The organism is Brasilonema angustatum (assembly GCF_059505445.1).
Map to the genome: position 1 here is coordinate 25,463 of NZ_JCACKO010000009.1, position 19,418 is coordinate 44,880.

Below are 19,418 nucleotides of genomic sequence, written 5' to 3' on the forward strand. Positions count from 1 at the left end.
CTTAAAAAAAGTATAATTTAAAACAATTTAATTTTCTATTGCACCCAACTCTTTCAATGTCTTTTTTTGTGATTCAGTTAAACCAGTAACGCCCTTTATGTTCATTCCTTCGTAAGGTCTTGTTGCTATTAGAGTTTTCAAACATTCACCGCTTGTCACGTCCCACTGTTTAATTGCTCCATCCTGAGAAGCACTGTATAGATTTCGACCATCGAAACTGAAAACAACAGAGCGTACCCCATTGTTATGCCCTTTGAGAGTTCTGAAGCGTTGACTTTTAGTCACGTCCCAAATTTCAACGGTCTGGTCAAGACTGGCGCTAGCAATCATCTGACCTTGAGGACTGTACGCCGCAGGCGTTCTTGGAGAGTAGGCAACAGCTCGCACCCCGTCTTGACTGTTGAAAGTTTTTAAACACTGTCCGCTACGTACATCCCACAGCCTCACAGTCTTATCATCACTTCCACTGGCAAGAGTTTGACCATCTGGACTAAAATCAATCGACCATATCCGCATCGTATGTCCTTCCAAAGTGCGGATACACTTACCTGTGTGTACATTCCACAGCCGTATCGTTTTATCATCACTACCGCTAGCCAAAGTTTCACCATCCGGACTAAAGCGAACGGACTGCACCCAATTATTATGCGCCTCTATAGTTTCAAAGCATTCACCAGTACGAATATTCCAGAACCTGATGCGTTGATCAACATTACCAGTAGCTAAAGTTTGACCGTCTGGGCTGAAAGCAATTGATCGTACTCGCTCTGTATTAGGTAGAGTTTTGACAGGCTTTGCGGTACGTACATCCCAAAGATAAATCGCTTGGTCATCGCCGCCGGTGGCTAGAAGTTGACCATCTGGACTGAAAGTAATAGACCATATCCGACTGGCTTGTCCTTCCAAAATTTGGATACATTGACCAGTTTCGACATCCCACAAGCGTATCGTTTTATCATCATTGCTGCTAGCAAGCAATTTATCATTAGGACTAAGAGCGATATCGTTAACCCAATTGCTGTATCCTTGCAAAACTTGGGTGCAATTACGGCTCTCAATATCCCAGAACCTTACGGTTTTGTCATAGCCGCTGCTGGCGAGCGTTTTACTATCAGGACTAAATGCCACAGATCGTACGGAATTAATATGTCCCTCAAAAACATCTAGGCATTGACCAGTATTCAAATCCCATAATCTGATAGTTTGGTCAACACTACCACTGACTAGTAGCACAGGTGTCTCACTTGTCCCTGGAGGACACAAAGCCATGCACTGCACCAACTTGGTATGTCCCTCAAGGATTTTCAGGCATTCACCCGTATTCACATCCCATAACCGGATAGTTTGGTCAGCACTACCGCTAGCAAGTATATTACTTTGTGGACTAAAGGCAACACACTGCACTAACTTGGTATGTCCCTCAAGGATTTTCAGGCATTCACCCGTGTTTACATCCCACAGCCTGACTGTTTTGTCCGCACTACCACTGGCAAGTATATTACCTTGAGGACTAAAGGCAACGGATTGTACAAAGTAGCTATGTCCCCGGAATATTTTCAGGCTATGGTCGCTATGCATATCCCACAGTCTAATCGTGGCATCACTACTACCACTGGCAAAGATATTACCTTGAGGACTAAAGGCAACTGACCTTACCCAATTAGTATGTTCGGCAAAAGTTTTGAGGCATTGTTGACTCTCCACATCCCATACTTTCACAGTATGATCATCGCTACTACTGACAAGTGTTTTCCCATCAGGACTAAAAGCAACACATCTTACCAAGTTGGCATGTCCCTTCCAGCTAAAACGCTGTTCTCCGTACGTGACTTGCCACAAGCTAATTCTGCCATCAGCATCACCCGTAGCTAAAAGCTCTCCATGTAGTGGGTGAAATGCCACTGATAAAATACTATGTAATATTCCAGTAAAGACAGACTTATCTAAGTCAGAGTTAGTAAAATTCACATTATGCAAGTCCACGCCTCTAAGGTATGCTTGCCAAATCTTTAAATGAGAAAAATCACATTCTTTTAAATCAATTGCTAGATGAGAAAGTAAGTTAATAACATTTCCACCCGCATACCCTGATCTTAGAGGAGTTCTCTCTCGTAATACTGATAAAATCTGGATGAGATGTTCTTTAATTCTAGTTTGATTACCAAATGTATTAATAAGTTGTTCTGCAATGGGTTCAACGATAAAACGAATTTGGGTCTGACGAATTTTTACTTCGGTTTGTGCTTTTATCAGTGCATGATTTTTAAAAACGACAATATTTTCTATAGCGATTTCTGAGGTAATCTCTTCACAGACTTGCTGGATAAATAGATTAATGATATACTCCATAACCACAGGTTGTAGAGTAAATTTTGCTGTTCCTTTCTCGTTATCAATCAGTGAGCGCCGCCTCAGAGATTCTAACGCTTCTATAATTTCTAACTTTGATAATGTGGAAATAATATCTTCTTGTAATTCTGATAAAGAAGTTGATTTGACATTGACTGCGAGCCAGTAGAGAATATTCTTCTCTAAGGCTGACAAGCGCTCATACTGTTGGTCTAAAATATCCCGAATATTACCGATAAAAACGGCAGCGCCTTGCCTGAGAAACTCAGAAATATTACCACCAAAGACCTCTTGAATTGTAGTGGCAACTATTCTTAATGCCAAGGGATTCCCAGTATAGAAATTAATTAAGTTTGCCCAATCTTCGTCTGTTCCGGAAAAATCACCCTTACCCACAAAGATTTTCTTGGCTTCTTGTCGCTCCAAACCACCTAATTGCAATGCCTGAACTTTGAGGTTTTCTCCTTCCAACGGCGAAATTTCTTTCGGATTTTCTCGGCTGTTCAATACTAAACAGCTTTGATGAGGGACTTCACCAATTTGTCTAAACAGTTCCCCATATCCTTCATATTCTTTACGATAATGCCCAGCGCGATCGCCTTTAAGTAAAATTGACTCTGCATTATCCAGTACCAGCAAACAACGGTGTTTCCGCAACCGTGCGATTAATTGCGAAATTCCAACTTCTAGATTGTCCCAATCAGTTTTTGCTTCGTTGTTGGACAGGAACTTGAGCAGATCACAAAGAATGTCCGTCACAGAAGGAGCATGACGCAGCGATCGCCAAATAACATACTCAAATTGATCCTCAATCTCCTGAACTAACTTCACACACAGAGTCGTTTTGCCTATTCCCCCCATGCCTAATATTGCCACCAATCGGCAGCGCTGTTTGACAATCCATTGTTCTAGCGTGTCTAACTCCGACCTTCGTCCAAAAAAAACGGGGACATCAGGCGCTTCTCCAAAATCACGTCGGGATTTTGCATTGAAGACCGCTAATAACTGGTATCTCTCCTGTAAGAGATTTCTTAAGACCTCTAATTTTCCTGGGACAGCCCCAGCAAGACCAAACTTTTGATAAACCGAGCCAAGCCGCTTACGCACTGCTGGCGCACTAATGTTGAGAATGGTAGCTATCGACTCTGCTGTCTGACCACCTAAAGCCAGGATTAAAGCGCCTAGCTCAGCTTCAGACACATTACGTTCGCTCGCCACTGCTCTCAAAAAACTTTCGGGAAAATCAGTCATAAGAGTGAATCACTCCACAAAAGGAGAGTTGATAATTATGTGAGGTATAGTGTGAGAAGCTAGTTATCCTTAGTTATTCTATGTAGAAGTAGACTATTCTGCAATGTATTGGTTAACTATATGCGCTGTGGAGAGGGATAAACCCTCAATACCTGGTATATTAAGAAAAAGCCTTATCACCAAGAACGCTGCAAGCAACCCGAAAAATTATTTCCGGATTCATAGCTAAAATCCATTAGACATAAGCAATATACTTTACACGTCTTCCTTAATTTTATCAATTTATCAAAATAGCAATGTTAATATTTGACAATATTGATAAAAAAAAGTATAAATAAGAATAGACAACTGTTTGATAAGTTTGGTGTGAACGGGGACAACTGAACTAACCAGCACTGAGGCTTCCAATACTATGCTGTTACCAGATTCTCCTAGCTCTGCTGAGGCATTGTTTGCTTCTATCGAAGAAGGCATTCACGTTTGTCACGATTTTAGAGATGGAACAATAGAGGTAAGTATTAGAAAAATAGGTCTTGAAGAATTGGAGGTGCGTGTATCTTCCTTTAGAGGTTGCTTCCGCTGTCCTTATGACGATCTAAAAAGCTACCTAGAGCAGTTTCCTCCGGATACACACAACCAAGTGTCCATTTATCGCAACCGTTTCCGCTCCGGGTTAATAGATGTTTTGTCAAAGGGATTTGGCTCACTCCAGTTGGACTTTTCAAAATCTAAAAAGGGAAGAACAGCACCAGTCTTTGGTGTGATGGTGACTGAGTTGTTGGATGTTGATTGAATTGTGCAAGCTTATTAAGGTTTCATCTGAGTCAATAATCTAATATCAAGGAATGAAGAAGCAGTGGAAAAACTGTTCTCGTCCTGAGTGAGTCATTTAAATATCTTAATATTTTCTAACCAAGGAGAGTCTGGAAATAGGCTACGACAGGGTTGGGCAGTAAATCTTACTGCATCAACCCTGTTTTTGTATAAATCTTCGCTTAAACATGAAATAGCAAGGAATGACTTTATGATCACAAAACAGGATAGTCGTTTGATGAGACTAGTGTCTCGGTTCCTCAAATACTTTTTGCTGATGCTGTTTGGTTTTGCAGTCGTCTACTTAGTGTCAGTCAGTTTCGGTGCATCACAGATTGTGGCGATGCTGCTACCGATAGTAGGAGATTGGTGTTTGCGGTTGGGAATTCTAGTGTTGTGTTTAATGGCGATCGCAATAATTCTTGAGTCTGTACGTTAAATAGGGTCGACGAGGGGTAACATTACTGTTCCCCCCTCTATCCGATGCCGTGCTTGCAGTAAGGTATGCTTATATTTTTTTTCATACCAGTATCAAAAACGGGAATATTTTTCAACCTCCACTGCTTTTGCAGACAGCAGCGAGGAAAAGCTACAATTCATTCATGTTTATTAATCTAATTTAGAAGGAGTAAAACTTGCCTTCTATAGTAAATTTTGGTAAGACAGGATTTATATATAATGCTACAGCACTTCAAGTGCTTCTTTATTTATAGCTGGTGGGTGAAGAGAGAGTGATCAATGAAGCTGACACCCCAAACAATGGGGATTTTGTTCAACCCCTAGATAGCAATTCACTGCAACCTGAGCAGGTGAGTTGTCCATTTTACTCAGTTAGCAAAGGTGAAAACACTGAAACTGTGAAAGTGCCACTAGTGCCACTATTGGCACCAACCCAAAATCAGGAGCGTGAAAGCCAGATTATATCAGAAGAAAATGCACCCCAGCAAGACTGGGTTGCAGAACCTGAGGGCGAAAAACAACAACTCGTAGACGCTGAGTTCAAGAAATTGCTGGAATTGAATGAAGAATTACGTTCTGCAAACAATGAATTATATGACAAAGTAGAGGAGCTAAAAGGTGCCTTAACTGAGTCGGAGATGGCTTTGCAGTGGCAGAAAAAACGCTCAAGTGTGACAGAGTCAATGCTTAACCAACAAGCTCAGGAACTGACTGGGGCTCAAGAGCAAGTAAATTCCTTATTTCAACAATTGGAAACTGCTGTACAAACTGTTCAGCACCAAGAAAGTTTGATTTCAAACTATAAAACCCAGCTAGAAATAAGTCAACAACGCCTTGCACAGTTAGAACGAGAATGTGCTTTCATGAAATCTAGCTACAACGATCAGTCTCACCAACTATTGCAATCAGAAAGTGCTTGTCGGGAGCTACGAACAAGGCTCATGCGACAACAACGTCAGACTTTGCAGTTCAAAGCTGCTCTGGAAAAGTGTCTGGAGACACCTGTTCCTAGCTACGACTGCCTTGAGAATAACGACACCAGCAGTAGTCAAACAAGACCTTCTAGACACAAGAGCGTTTTGTTTAGCCAAGCACAACCAATTCGACCTTGGTCGGTGGAATCAGAATCCTTGACAAACAGTGTGGAGAATGCATATGAAGAAACTCCAGCGTCACCCATAAATCAATCGGATAACTCCACACCAAATCCATCATCTACTGGCGATTTAGATACAGAAGAAACACTTACACAAACGCAATCAGTTGACACACCAGAACCAGAAATTCAAACAGTTTCATCTTTGGAATTAACAGGCTTAGAAGAGCAGTTGGATGGCGTTATCCAAATGTTTTTTGTTGCCAATCCTCCTGTATCGACATCTGTTGAGCCTCCTGTTGAAAAAGATGCAAATAACATCCAAGTAGGTGAAGCAATTTGGGAAACTCCTGTAATACCCCTCAAAGATGAACCAAAAACTACTGAAATATTGACGACTAACAATTCTTCAGAAGAAACTGAGGACTACTGGATAAAGGTAGGACAATCATCATCATCCCTCGAATTGCAAGAAACTCCTGACTCTTCAGAAGCCTTCACCGATTACGCTACTAACGCCCCTTCCCCACTACTCTATCCGCAGCGTCCATCCAAAAAGCGAAAGTCTCTAGCATCTGTTGAGCTACCAAATTTTCAACACAAGAGTCATTAGCAAGAAAGGGGTGTAGGGGTATAGGGGTGTAAGGGTGTAGGGGAGCCAGTGCTGGGATGAGGCAGCGCTGCGGGAGGGTTTCCCGACAGCCAGGCGACTGCCGAAAGGGTTCCCCGACTTGTTGCAAGAGCGTCTCCGCAGGAGTTGGCATCTGGCGTGAAAACGCGCGGAAATTCTATTGTTGTACACCCCTACCCCTGCGCCATTTGGGTTCTGTGCCCCTGCTAATGAATTGTTCCCCTACACCCCTATACCCTTACCCACGCCAGATACCTACGGAGGGAAACCCTCCTTCAGTACTGGCTCCCCTACACCCCTAGTTTTTGACTAAATAACTTCTGGCTTCTCAAGTCTGGCTTGCGATGTCACCTGAGGGACTAGATTTTGCGGACGTGCAATGCCTGCTGTGAGAGAATAGTTAATCGCTAATAGCTGTAACCATAATGCTGGATATCGTTGTTCCAGCATTGGACCAATTCGACGAAGGAAGCCTGGGAACCATCCATTGAGCAAAGCGCGGACAAGAGCATGGCGACTAAAGTCAAGATAGTTTCTAGTCCATCTCAGTAAATCCTTGGCACCTGCAAGTTCCCAAATCCACAGAAGCAATGCTGGGTTATTGCGAGCTGCTTTCAGCGCCAGTCGATTGAAGGTCAACCAATCAAATCTATCTTTGATAAAATTATCTGACACTTGTCGGGGTTCATCTGCCAACAGCCCAAAAAAGTTGTTGAGCATAGAGTTGATTCTCTGCGGTGGTATAAATTTTCCAGTAGGAACCATCATCCCTTTGGAAAACATCCAAGTGACGGCAATATTATTTTGAAAGGCGCGAATTTGATTCAAATACCGGAAACTCACCAAGTCGTGTTTGAGAGCTGTATCCAAAAGAGTTGTCAGGCGTTCTAAGTTGCGAACTAAAGAACCAAAGCCAGTGAAAACTAGGGGAGACTGGAGTGATGCTGCATCTCCGATGGCTATTAAGCGGTCAAAAGCTACTGTGCGATCGCGACTCCCCACACTAAAATGCCCTGGTATATACCCAAATGTCGGCTTTTTCCACACCAGCTTATCCATATCGCAGCGCCGATACTCTGGCAAAATTGTGAAAAAGTCTTCGTACATCTCCAATAAGGAACCGGGATTTTTGGGATTAACTTCGTGGTAATGAAATAAATAAATCGTCAGTTCTTGATCAGCTCCAGGAAACAACTCCCAAATCAACTGTCGTCCTCGCGAAATATCGCCATGACTGTAGAGAACATCCCCGTACTGAGAATCCCATACTCCAGGCTCAAATCCACGCGAAATCACTGCTCCTACAGTCGGGCAAACACTGTCAAATGCACGACCACCATTCAATTGCCATGCAATTGGTGAAGCGGTTCCCATCGCATCCACTAACAATCGTCCACTCACTTGCTTCTGTGTTTGACTAGTTAAATCCTTGACAGTGAGCAAAACTTGTGTTTCATGCACATCTACCCGGATAAACTCTGTTTCATCCCAGATTTCACCGCCTGCTGCTCGTAGCTTTTGCCCACACATATGCAACCATTTTTCGGAATCTAAAGCCACGTTTAGTACTGTGGGCGTATGCAAAACAGGTGCTTTTAGCTTCTTGGGGTTATTGGCATCAAAGAACTTATTAAATCCATCTTTATACTCCCGCGCAATGATTGATTCCAATTCTGCTGTCGTTAGCAAACCTAGGTTAATCAAACTTTGAATCTCATCACGGGAAATATTCCATTCTCGGTTCATTCGTCCAAAGGGCATCCGTTCGATCAGCAGCACTCGGTAACCTAGTCTTGCCATGACTGCTGCATGGATAACGCCAAGCGCCCCACCGATGTAGATGAGGTCGTATTGCTCAGGCAAGGGAGAAAAGTCTTCTCCCTGCTCTTGTGCTTTACTTCTATGGGAGAACACTACCTGACGCGGTTGCTGAGGATTGCGCACACCTTCACGCCATCGTTGCTCCCACCAGTAGACTCGCTTCAGGTCATATTCGCCATTGGGCATTTTTTGAAAATATTTGACACTTAAAGGATAGTATGGAGCAAGTGCCTCAAAAATCGATTGCTCAGATAAATTAATCGTTGGAGGTTCAGGGTATTCATGGGGAAAGCGGCTTCTTATCCCAGTAGTGAGCTTTTGCAAAATTTGTTGCTCTCTGGGGAAGGTTTTATCTGCCCAACGGAATACTTTTAAATACGTAGTTCGCTGCACTGACCAGATAAAGACGGAAAGTTCACTAGGTAACTTTTCCGAAATAATTTCCGTGCTAGTTGTAGTATTAGAAACTCTTAGGCGAAAGCCTTGCGCAGTTAGGACTTTTTCACCAGTTCCCGGTTCAAAATCAGTATGCAACCAGTTACACACAGCGGTTGTATCAGAAGTGGAAATTTCCAGGTAAAGAATCTCTTGCATTTTTTTGTCAAATCTCCGATAAATCTATGTATTGAGACAGATTTCATAAAGGAATAGAGTATAGTAATATCCGCCCTATCTGTCTCATTCCTGTTTAGTAAAGAAATATTAAGACTTTTTCAGATTTCTTGTTCATTCTTTGTTTTTGTAAACACACGCCATGAATTATCCCATTCCAGACAGCCCACAAGAAATTGTTGCCTTGAGACAAAAACCGATTGATGAAGAAATGGTTGCTGCTGCGATCGCTGGTGTCATCAAAATTGTTCGTGCTCAAGGTCAATCCTTAGAAGATTTAACTGCCCAAGTGCTAGCCGACGACAGCCTGCTAGATTTACAACAAAGACGCTGGCTTAGCCAAGTCGTTGCTCAAGCTTGGGAAAATTTCTCGTAACAGAGGTTTGGTGGTTAGTCAGTCGCACTCTTTGCGCGCGAGAAGTGAGTTGTGATCAAACAACTAACAACTAATCATACAGTCAACTCGCAAAGCCAAATTGCCAATCACCTTCGTGGTGTGGGAGCTTTAATAAATTGTCTGGGATTGGCAATCTTGACAATAAACTCAGAACTGATCATCAATGATGGTTCAGTTTCCACTCGAAGTACTCAAAGCTGCCTCAGTTTGAGAGTGTAACAGAAGACCGTATTCTAAACCTTCTACGACAGCTTGATAAGAAGCTTCCAAAATATTTGTGGAAACACCCACTGTTGTCCAGCGTTGATGACTATTACGCGACTCTACCAAAACGCGGGTTTTCGCTGCAGTCCCCGTGTGTCCATTCAGAATCCGTACTTTATAATCTGTTAACTCAAAGTCAGCTATCTGGGGATAGAAATTCCTCAAAGCCTTGCGTAAAGCTGCATCCAAAGCTGCAACCGGTCCGTTTCCATCCGCAGCTTCTAGAATATCCTTATTTTTGACAGCGACTTTTATAGTGGCAAGAGCGTTAGTCGTTTGTTTCCCCTCAACCAAATCACAATGAACTTGAAAACCTTTGATTTCAAAGAAAGACTGGCGACTCCCTAACGCTTCGCGCATCAACAACTCAAAACTTGCGTCTGCTGCTTCAAATTGATATCCTTCGCTCTCTAAAGCTTTGAGGCGTTGGAGAATTTGCCCTGTTGTTGGATTGTTCTTATCCAGTTCAATACCAAAAGTGCGAGCTTTTGCCAAAACGTTACTAATTCCAGACTGTTCAGAAATGACAATGCGGCGATGATTTCCGACTTGTTCTGGTTGAATGTGTTCGTAAGTCAGAGGATTGCGTTCCACAGCCGATACATGAAGACCACCTTTGTGAGCAAAAGCTGAACGTCCTACAAAGGCAGCATGTTCGTCAGGAGCAAGATTAACAACTTCACTCACGAAGCGACTCGTTTCTGTCAGTTCCGATAATCGACTATCTTCAATACACGTGTAACCCAGCTTCAGTTGTAAATTGGGAATTAACGAACAGAGATTGGCATTACCACAGCGTTCACCATACCCGTTTATGGTACCTTGTACCATCTTCACCCCTGCCATGACAGCAGCCAAGGCGTTGGCAACTGCGGTATCAGAATCGTTGTGAGTATGAATTCCTAGCTGAGTATCACCAGGGACTGACTTTACCACATCTGTGACAATTTGAGTCATTTCATGGGGTAAAGTGCCACCATTCGTATCACAAAGAGCTATCCATTCAGCACCAGCAGAAATTGCCGTCTGTAAGGTCTGTAAAGCGTAATCGGGATTGTGCTTATAGCCATCAAACCAGTGTTCAGCATCGTATATAACGCGACGCCCTTGAGAGCGAAGATACTCAATCGTATCCTGTATCATCGCCAAATTTTCTGTGAGGGTTGTTCTGAGTCCTTCTGTGACGTGTAAATCCCAAGACTTACCAACAATTGTCACCCACCGAGTCCCAGCAGCAAGAATTGCTTGCAACATTGGATCATCTGCTGCTGTTTTCTGAGGACGTCGAGTGTAGCAAAAGGCAACAATCTCTGCTTGTTGAAGCGGCTCTTCTTGGAGATGCCAGAAAAATTGTACATCTTTGGGATTTGCCCCAGGCCAACCTCCTTCTATAAAAGGAATTCCCAGTTGATCTAACCTCCGGGCAATGCGTAACTTATCTTCTATGGACACCGATAACCCTTCACGTTGAGTGCCATCCCGTAGCGTTGTGTCATAGATCCAAAGTTGGTGTGAGGAATTTGCGGTCATAAGATACGAACTCTTGGAGAGAACTTTCAAGGTAATGTGTAAGTATACTTAAGGATAGGACAATCAAAGTTACGCAGAGCACTTCTTTATTGAGGATAATTCAGAACACAGACTTTAGAATATCCTAATAAAACAGTTTGGAGGATTTAACAAGAGTACAAATACCTTTCCTAAGGCGAAATCAGAGTTCTGAGTCCAATAAGAAAAATTAAGAGAAAATACTTCCGGACTCATTGGTTGAAACGAAGAACTGGTAAGTCAAGCATCGTTTTTTTCAGGTTTTGGCAGGATTCCCCATCATTGTAAAGTGGGGTGTTGAGTGTAGCGCCCCTGCTCCCTACCGCCAATTGTATAGTGCCAACAGAAATATGGACAAGCGACTTGAGTTTTTTCGAGTCTTGGGTTATCGATTATATATTGTTTCTGTATTTTTTGGCATCGAAATGAATTGTTACAATACAACAAAAAGCTAATTTAGTGATCACAAATGCCCAAGGCACAAATTCAAGGTAAGACAGCTGAGCTACTCGCCCTTGTCAGACAACCAGAAGAGTTTCATTCAGAAACGCCTTGGCACTATACGGGCGAACGCGGAGCCAATCTGCCGCAAATATTGCTGCAAAAAGGTGTTGACCTCTACAATAACGATGCTAAGGTAGTAGACTATTGGAACCTTGGTAGCTGCGATCCTTGTGCAGTTCTTCTAGAAGGTAAAGTGTCAATAGCTCAAGCGCAAAAAACGCGGCGGTCACTACCTCCCCATTCTTCGGTTATCTTGGGTGCGTAAGCCATGTCAAACCAAGGTTTTGGGCAATGTGAAACTGACAAGATTTGATTAATTTTCGGCGGAACCCCAGGTTCTAAAAGACTTTGGACATCACAAGCTTAAGACGGAGAAATTAACGATATGGGTAGATGGACACCACTTATTCTTATGGCTGGAGGCTTAGCAATTTTGCTTGGGACATTGCTAGGCATTAGTTTTCCAATGGGTGGACAAAACAGTGCACAAGCACCTGCACCCACAACTACACAGACAGGGAAAGAATCAAAAGTTCTCCCAGCTAATATTAATGTTAATAGCACTGCGGCTGGGAATGCCCCCGCAGAGAGGAAAAATAACATTGCTGCTCAGACAAATCAGAACAGCGATACGAATAATAACCAAAAACAAGATGATGACACAGACGGTGCCAACAACCAGCCAACAGGTGGTCAATCATCAGGTAACACATCAGGTAACAATCAATCACCTAAAGACACAAATCAGAATCAGAGCAACGAACCAATTCGTGCCTTATGGTAGTAGCTCATAAGTTAGAAGTTGCAACTTATGAGTTACAAGTTATGAGTTATGCGTTATGAGTTATAAGTCACGAGTTATTAGTTCAAAGTCCATTGACAATTGACTATTGACTCTTGACTAATCACTAATGACTAATGACTAATGACTAATGACTAGTGACGTTTTAATTATTGGTGGCGGCGTCATCAGTATGGCGATCGCCATTGAATTAAAGTTACGCGGTGCCAAAGTAACAGTGGTCAGCCGCGATATTCATACTGCTGCTACTCATGCTGCTGCTGGGATGTTAGCACCTGGTGCTGAAAGAATCTCAAACGAGCCAATGCAAGAGTTATGCACGCGCTCTCTGTATTTATACTCTGACTGGACGCGTAAGCTCGAAGAGTTTACTAGTATCAATACTGGTTATTGGTCCTGCGGTATCCTGGCTCCAGTTTATCAGCAGAGCAGTGGAGCTGTTGAGGTGGGGAGCAAGGTAGAACTAAAATCTACACCTCCCTCCTCTTCCCCTGCTTACTGGTTAGAAAAAGAAGTTATTTATCAATATCAGCCAGGATTGGCAGAAGAAGTCATTGGAGGTTGGTGGTATCCTGAAGACGCACAAGTAGATAATAGGGCATTAGCGCAAGCCCTGCTAGCAGCTGCTAAATCTCTTGGTGTTGAACTCAAAGAAGGTATTGTCGTTGAAGGAATTCAACAGCAGCAACGACAAGTTGTTGGCGTACAAACGAGTGCTGGAGTCCTTCATGCACAACATTACGTTTTGGCAGCAGGTGCTTGGTCAAATTCATTGTTTCCTTTGCCCGTGCGTCCTGTCAAAGGTCAAATCTTGAGTGTGAAAGTACCAGAATTTGTGCCAGATTTGCCCTTGACACGGGTTTTGTATGGAGAGGAAATTTACATCGTACCGAGGCGCGACGGACGAATTATTATTGGTGCGACAATTGAAGATGTTGGTCTGACTCCCCACAACACGCCAGCAGGAATTCAAACCTTACTACAAAGAGCTATTCGTCTATTTCCCCAAATACAAAATTATCCCATTCAGGAGTTCTGGTGGGGATTTCGTCCTGGAACTCCAGATGAATTACCTATTCTTGGCACCAGTCCCTGTGAAAACTTAACCATTGCCACAGGTCATTATCGCAATGGTATTCTTTTAGCACCCATAACAGCAAGATTGCTCGCTGATTTGATTCTCGAACAAAAAATAGACCCTTTACTCTCTGATTTCCACTACTCACGCTTCCACACTAAGTCATCTACTACCCCAATGCTTACTTACCCCACAGTCAGAACTCACAACTTAGAACTGAGAACTCAGAATTTAGAACTCAGTACTATAGAAGATTCACCACTCCAAATAGCCGGAAAAACTTTCCAATCTCGCTTGATGACGGGAACTGGCAAGTATCGCAGCATCGAGGATATGCAGCAAAGTGTGACTGCAAGTGGTTGTCAAATTGTCACTGTTGCGGTAAGGCGAGTACAAACCAATGCCCCTGGACATGAAGGTTTAGCCGAAGCATTAGATTGGACAAAAATTTGGATGTTGCCTAATACCGCCGGTTGTCAAACAGCAGAAGAGGCAATTCGTGTCGCGCGTTTGGGACGGGAAATGGCAAAACTTTTAGGACAGGAAGATAATAACTTCGTAAAATTAGAAGTGATTCCTGACCCCAAGTATTTGCTACCAGACCCGATTGGTACTTTACAAGCAGCAGAACAGTTGGTTAAAGAAGGTTTTGCTGTGTTGCCTTATATCAATGCAGATCCTATGCTGGCGAAGCATTTGGAAGACGCTGGCTGTGCAACGGTGATGCCTTTAGCCTCACCTATTGGTTCTGGACAAGGATTGAAAACGACTGCAAATATTCAAATCATCATTGAAAATGCTAAGGTGCCAGTGGTGGTAGATGCGGGCATTGGAGCACCCTCAGAGGCGGCGCAAGCAATGGAAATGGGCGCAGATGCTTTGTTGATTAATAGTGCGATCGCCCTGGCACAAAACTCACCTGCAATGGCTCATGCCATGAATTTGGCAACAGTTGCAGGTCGTTTGGCTTATCTTGCTGGCAGAATGCCTCTCAAAAGTTATGCTATTGCCAGTTCACCCTTGACTGGGACGATTACTAGTTAGTCCTGAATCAAACTCTTAAGAAAGACAGGGGTGTAGGGGTGTAGGGGTGTAGGGGTGTAGGGGGAAAAAGGTGTTTCTTTCATTCATAACAGTAGTGTTTTGTAACTAATAGACCAATGCGCAAAAGTGAGATTTTTGATGGTTCTGTTCCCTGTTCGCTGTTCTCTGTTCCCTGTTCCCTGTTCCCTACTTCTGACTAATGACTAAAATAACGATTTGTATCATATGTTTAAGAGCGAATGTAACGTTTATGTTAAATTAAATGAATGAACATAATAAGGAATTATACTCATGCCTTACACAACAGAAGAGGGTGGTCGTCTGAATAACTTTGCCCGTGAACCCAAAATTTATAAAGCAGAAATTCCTACGGATGGTCAAAAGCGAAACTACGTTATCCTGGGAATTACTGCTATAATTTTAGTTAGTGGCTTGATTTTTGTCGCTTTCTCTGTTTCCAGCCTTGGTTGATAAAGAGTTATATTAGAAACTTAGTAATTTCATGTTTTAAGCTTTCTCAGGCTCAGGGTTTTATCGGAGCCTGGGTTATTGTTATATATAATAAATATTTATAATAAGTTATTTCAAATATTTTTTAGGTTTAAAGTGTAATTGTATACTTAGCTTCTTTGATCTTTCCATGAATAGATTTATCCTGAGCAAAGCAACAATGACCTGAAAATTCTAGTCATGGTTAGATTTACTGGCTGTTTGCATGCACCCCAAGAGGGTATATCCACTGCGTTTTGGCTCTCTAGCCGCCATGAGCGTAAATGAAAGTACACACTCAGATAATTTTGCGTGGAATCGGCAAGTGTATCATCGCCTAAAACTTGCTCTTAGTCTCGGTTTAAGACGACAAATCTTTTTGGCGGTTTGTGACGATTTGAACCTGAGAAATCAGGTGGCAGCGCGTTTGCATTCAACTTTGGCTTATCCTGTTGGGCAAGTGCTGTATCAGCCATCAAATACACAGGAAGCTAGCACACCAGCCTATCCCCGATTAGTCACCTTACGGCTGAATTTAAGCGATCCTAATCTTATAGCTCAGATAAATCAGTGGTTATCTAATTATCCACCACCTATTGTTGGAGCATCAAAAGACAATGCAGCGCGATCATTACCAGTACCAGCGTTTCAGATTGTAGGTGTAGAACATCTCACTAGGCAACCAGTAGCAGTACAGCGGCTATTTTTGCACTATCTGCGTTTGACTGAACAACAACTGTCTAGCTTTGAATCCAGTTTACTGTTGTGGGTGCCGCGTCCTTGGTTATATGCTATCCAGCAATCAGCACCACAGTTTTGGCGTTACCGTACTGGTGTTTTCGTGTTCGCTGGAGAACCCACACCGACAACTCAAAACAAAACCTCACCAGAACGTTTTTCTGGTTCTAGAAGTTTGGAGTTAGGCAATGTTGAGCAACCTATTTTAGAAGAATCAGTCATTCAAGATGATTTCGATTTTCCAACACAAACATTAGTGAATAGTGGACAAAAACCGCAAGAGGTTCCTCCGTCAAAATCGGAAAAATTAACAAACAAACCTCTTCAAGAGGAATCCACTGATAAAGTCAGTACCAACGATAGCTCATTGCCTCAGCAGACATCTCATATTAGCAAAGAGTTAGCAGAGCTAGTACTAGCGACGATGAACACGACAATTGCTCAAGACGATGAGCACAGCTTACAAGTGAAGCAAATTCTGGAGGAGATAGAAGAATTACACGCCCAACAAGCCTCAAACGTCAAGCTAGGAGCAGCTTATCATCGCCTAGGAAACTTATATCGCCTTCGTATTGAACAAGGACAGCCTACCTTAGAAAACTTGATGGTGGCAATTCTTACCTATCAAGAATCAATCACTCATGATGACGATTCACCCCAAGTTCCTGATACCTTAAATGATTTGGGTACACTCTACTGGATGCTTTACCGCACGCCACCCAATTCTGAGGAGGGACAAGCTTACATAGAGCAAGGAATTGAATTTTATCATTTGGCGTTGAAGCTGATTTCACCAGAAAGCCACCCTGAAACATACGGTCGTGTACAAAATAATTTAGGGACAGCTTATGGTGATTTGGCTCGTTTTACTAACCCTGCTGAAAACTGGCAACAAGCAGTTTTAGCTTACAGCGAAGCACTCTCCCTGCGTACGGCTCAAATAGAACCATTAAAGTATGCTGCTTGCCAAAACAATTTAGGGACAGCTTACTGGCATCTAGCACAATACAATCAACCAGTTGAGCATCTCAAGAAAGCCATTGCAGCTTACAAACTCGCGCTTGCTTACTACAATCCCGAGGAAGAACCGCTTAAATATGGGATGATTCAAAACAATATAGGCACGGCATACTGGAATATTGCACAGTACGAACAGCCAGCGGAAAATCTGCACTTAGCTATTGATGCTTACCGCGAAGCACTGAAATATCGAACTCCTACTAATGTTCCTCCCGCTTGCGCCGCCACCCAAAATAACCTTGGAACTGCCTATTGGCACCTAGCAAATCAATCACAAACTTCCAAAGATGAGCGGCAAAAGTTGTTAGAACAGTGCATTAGTTCATATGAAGAAGCGCTTGCCCTTGCTCATTCACTGAGCGGTATGCCTTTGAATTTTGATGTATTGGCCACTCACAATAATCTCGGACTCGCTCATTTTCAATTAGCAACAGACCAGTATTTTGATGGGGATAAAGCAACTCGTTCTAAACATTTAGAAGCAGCATTAGATAATCACTTGCAAGCTTTGAATGGTATGAGTAAACAACCTGAAGCTTATCAAACAACTTTTGGTTATGTGGTCAAGACGATTCGTGCTTTCCACAGTGAATTAGGCATACAGGGGCAAAATTTAGCTTTGTCTAAAGTTCCTGGTCAATTGTTGCCGGAGATTCTGCCTAAGTTGTAATGTGTGAGTTGTTAGTTGTTAGTTGGTCAAAGCAATTTTCTTAACTTGTCAAAAATGCATACAGATACATGCTAAACGCAAAAAGCGCAACGATAACAGGTATCACAATGCTAACCTCTAGTTTCCGTGTCTTCAAGATTTTCAGACAAGACATGGGAATAATCAGAAACCATAAGCCAGTTGTTATAACAAGGATTACCAAAGTTAAAAACTTTCCTTCTGGAGAAGAGTTTGGATGCCGAATAGAAAAAATTAACCAATTCACAAAAAAATAGCAGGTTATCAGTAGGTAACTAACAACCAAAGCCAGTTGAATTTTGTCCACGGTAGGCACTCCTCAAGCTAACTTTATCTGAAAAAGAATGCTTAAAGCGCTAACTTTTTCGGAAAAGTGACAAAATATAAATTGATTTTTACATTCAAAAGTATTCTTTTATTTACAAATCACCCTAAATACTAGCAGGTCTCTGTATTTATTAAAAGTGAGAAAGTTAGGTTATTTCTATAAAAAAAGTAGGAAAGGTAGAAAATTTGAGAGTTTGGAAATTAGGACTTATATATAGCAGTTTTGAAAACTGGCGTGTAGTTGACGAGAATGCGCGACTCGTCGCCGCATTGAGGTAAGCAGATGCCATTGGAATCTTTCCCAGCACGAGGGAGAGCATCTATCCACTTATCGCGAAATGCTCGCTCAGCCATTTGACCAAGCTGAGGCGAATAGGCTGTGAATTGTTCAATAATTAAATTGACAGATCGCTTCCACGACCACGCCTCCCCCATCGGGATAGAGTCCACTCATATCCCAACACGGCAGTGTTTGTGTGTTTACATGAATTACCAATTTGTCTCCTTAAAATACTGCAAGTCACACTAATTCATTGAGCGCTGATAGTATGCGATCGCTCAATACCCAACGATTAGAATTAGGCTTAATCCAACGCTTTTCTTCTTCATTGAAGTTACGCTGTTCAATGATTGCTGCTTGTAAATTTTTATTCTGGTGAGCATCCAATTTAGACACCATTTTTCCCACTGCTCGCAATGCACTTGTTTGCTCAAACGCTGTTTCTGAATGACTAATTAGATGTAAAATCAAATCAAAATATATTGCATCACTAGACCACTCAGCAACAGAAAGTCCTAATAAACGTTTACCTTGGTCATCTGATTGCAGAAGATCTTTTACTTCCTGTACAGTATATTTCACTTCTGGAGCTAAAGCACGCATGCGTCCACTCAGAGATTCCATCTCAAATGTTCGCTGTGCTCCAAAAGGCATTGTCGTTCTTAGTTCCTTATAGCGTTCGGCTAACCGCTCCATTTCTTGTCTGGCGTCTGACACAGGAACTGTTGAGGCGTAAACTTTCTGCCATTCTCGACGAATTTGACGCATTTCTTCTTGCTGTTTCGGTGGAGCAACTTCTTCTGCTCGCTTAGTCTGCTCAATAAGAAATCCGAGTGAATCACCAGTTAATGACTCTAGCATTGTCTTCATACCTGAGCCACCAATTTCTCCTAAGGGTGTCTTGAGTGCTCCCCCGCTCAAAGCAAAAACTTTTAATATAGATGGTAACCAAACCAGCGACAAAAAAATAGCTGTTGTATTCGTAACTTTAAATTTAAATGAAAATAATTCTTTCTTGCTCCAACCGATTTCACAAGTACTCAGAAGAATAAGAATAATACTAATAATTAACCATTTTTTAGGAAGTTGGAAGATGCGTTGCAGTAGCCAATCTACTGCTTCCCTAGCAATTATACTTTTACCAGACTCAGAATTATCGGATTTACTATCCATACTTTTGTTTGTGTTGTTTTAGCTTTCGTAGAGG

General features: G+C 42.4%; 14 protein-coding genes. 9 read left to right on the plus strand and 5 right to left on the minus strand.

The genetic code is table 11. The features are described 5' to 3' along the window. Positions 1-27: 27 nt before the first annotated feature. A complete protein-coding gene (locus AC5JM2_RS02015; RefSeq protein WP_495833244.1) occupies positions 28-3,600 on the minus strand; it encodes a WD40 domain-containing protein in 3,573 nt (1,190 codons plus the stop codon). Positions 3,601-4,012: 412 nt separating this feature from the next. On the opposite strand from AC5JM2_RS02015, the gene AC5JM2_RS02020 reads away from it, so the two are divergent. From AC5JM2_RS02020 to AC5JM2_RS02030, 3 genes are all read left to right on the plus strand, one after another. Then, positions 4,013-4,393, plus strand: coding sequence for a hypothetical protein (locus tag AC5JM2_RS02020; RefSeq protein ID WP_495833245.1), 381 nt, complete (start codon positions 4,013-4,015; stop codon positions 4,391-4,393). Between the two features lie 231 nt (positions 4,394-4,624). Next, the gene (locus tag AC5JM2_RS02025) at positions 4,625-4,852 is read left to right on the plus strand and encodes a hypothetical protein (RefSeq protein ID WP_495833246.1); all 228 of its coding nucleotides are present in this window, start codon (positions 4,625-4,627) and stop codon (positions 4,850-4,852) included. Positions 4,853-5,144: 292 nt separating this feature from the next. After that, positions 5,145-6,581, plus strand: coding sequence for a hypothetical protein (locus AC5JM2_RS02030; RefSeq protein ID WP_495833247.1), 1,437 nt, complete (start codon positions 5,145-5,147; stop codon positions 6,579-6,581). Positions 6,582-6,908: 327 nt separating this feature from the next. On the opposite strand, the gene AC5JM2_RS02035 is transcribed toward AC5JM2_RS02030, so the two are convergent. Then, positions 6,909-9,014: an NAD(P)/FAD-dependent oxidoreductase gene (locus tag AC5JM2_RS02035; RefSeq protein WP_495833248.1), complete on the minus strand. Its 2,106-nt coding sequence runs from the start codon at positions 9,012-9,014 to the stop codon at positions 6,909-6,911. 160 nt (positions 9,015-9,174) lie between these two features. On the opposite strand from AC5JM2_RS02035, the gene AC5JM2_RS02040 reads away from it, so the two are divergent. Further along, entirely contained in the window at positions 9,175-9,408 is a 234-nt protein-coding gene (locus AC5JM2_RS02040; RefSeq protein ID WP_048866956.1) for a hypothetical protein, read from the plus strand. 192 nt (positions 9,409-9,600) lie between these two features. On the opposite strand, the gene cimA is transcribed toward AC5JM2_RS02040, so the two are convergent. Then, positions 9,601-11,223: a citramalate synthase gene (gene cimA / locus AC5JM2_RS02045; protein ID WP_495833249.1), complete on the minus strand. Its 1,623-nt coding sequence runs from the start codon at positions 11,221-11,223 to the stop codon at positions 9,601-9,603. Positions 11,224-11,710: 487 nt separating this feature from the next. On the opposite strand from cimA, the gene AC5JM2_RS02050 reads away from it, so the two are divergent. The 5 genes from AC5JM2_RS02050 to AC5JM2_RS02070 all read left to right on the plus strand — a co-directional run bounded on the left by AC5JM2_RS02050 (position 11,711) and on the right by AC5JM2_RS02070 (position 17,586). Further along, positions 11,711-12,010, plus strand: coding sequence for a hypothetical protein (locus AC5JM2_RS02050; RefSeq protein WP_495833250.1), 300 nt, complete (start codon positions 11,711-11,713; stop codon positions 12,008-12,010). A 120-nt stretch (positions 12,011-12,130) separates the two neighbouring features. After that, the gene (locus AC5JM2_RS02055) at positions 12,131-12,529 is read left to right on the plus strand and encodes a hypothetical protein (RefSeq protein ID WP_495833251.1); all 399 of its coding nucleotides are present in this window, start codon (positions 12,131-12,133) and stop codon (positions 12,527-12,529) included. A 148-nt stretch (positions 12,530-12,677) separates the two neighbouring features. Beyond that, positions 12,678-14,669 carry a glycine oxidase ThiO gene (gene thiO / locus AC5JM2_RS02060; protein WP_495833252.1) on the plus strand — a complete coding sequence of 664 codons (1,992 nt, stop codon included), beginning with the start codon at positions 12,678-12,680 and terminating at the stop codon, positions 14,667-14,669. A 291-nt stretch (positions 14,670-14,960) separates the two neighbouring features. Further along, positions 14,961-15,140 (plus strand): photosystem II assembly protein Psb34, encoded by a 180-nt coding sequence (gene psb34, locus AC5JM2_RS02065; RefSeq protein ID WP_495833253.1) that lies wholly within the window; start codon positions 14,961-14,963, stop codon positions 15,138-15,140. 292 nt (positions 15,141-15,432) lie between these two features. Beyond that, positions 15,433-17,586, plus strand: a complete 2,154-nt coding sequence (locus tag AC5JM2_RS02070) for a tetratricopeptide repeat protein (RefSeq protein ID WP_495833254.1) — start codon at positions 15,433-15,435, stop codon at positions 17,584-17,586. A 546-nt stretch (positions 17,587-18,132) separates the two neighbouring features. Here AC5JM2_RS02070 and AC5JM2_RS02075 read toward each other — a convergent pair. Together AC5JM2_RS02075 and AC5JM2_RS02080 are read right to left on the minus strand one after the other, a co-directional pair. Then, positions 18,133-18,381, minus strand: coding sequence for a hypothetical protein (locus tag AC5JM2_RS02075; RefSeq protein WP_495833255.1), 249 nt, complete (start codon positions 18,379-18,381; stop codon positions 18,133-18,135). Positions 18,382-18,451: 70 nt separating this feature from the next. After that, positions 18,452-19,384 carry a hypothetical protein gene (locus tag AC5JM2_RS02080; RefSeq protein WP_495833256.1) on the minus strand — a complete coding sequence of 311 codons (933 nt, stop codon included), beginning with the start codon at positions 19,382-19,384 and terminating at the stop codon, positions 18,452-18,454. Positions 19,385-19,418: the final 34 nt, after the last annotated feature.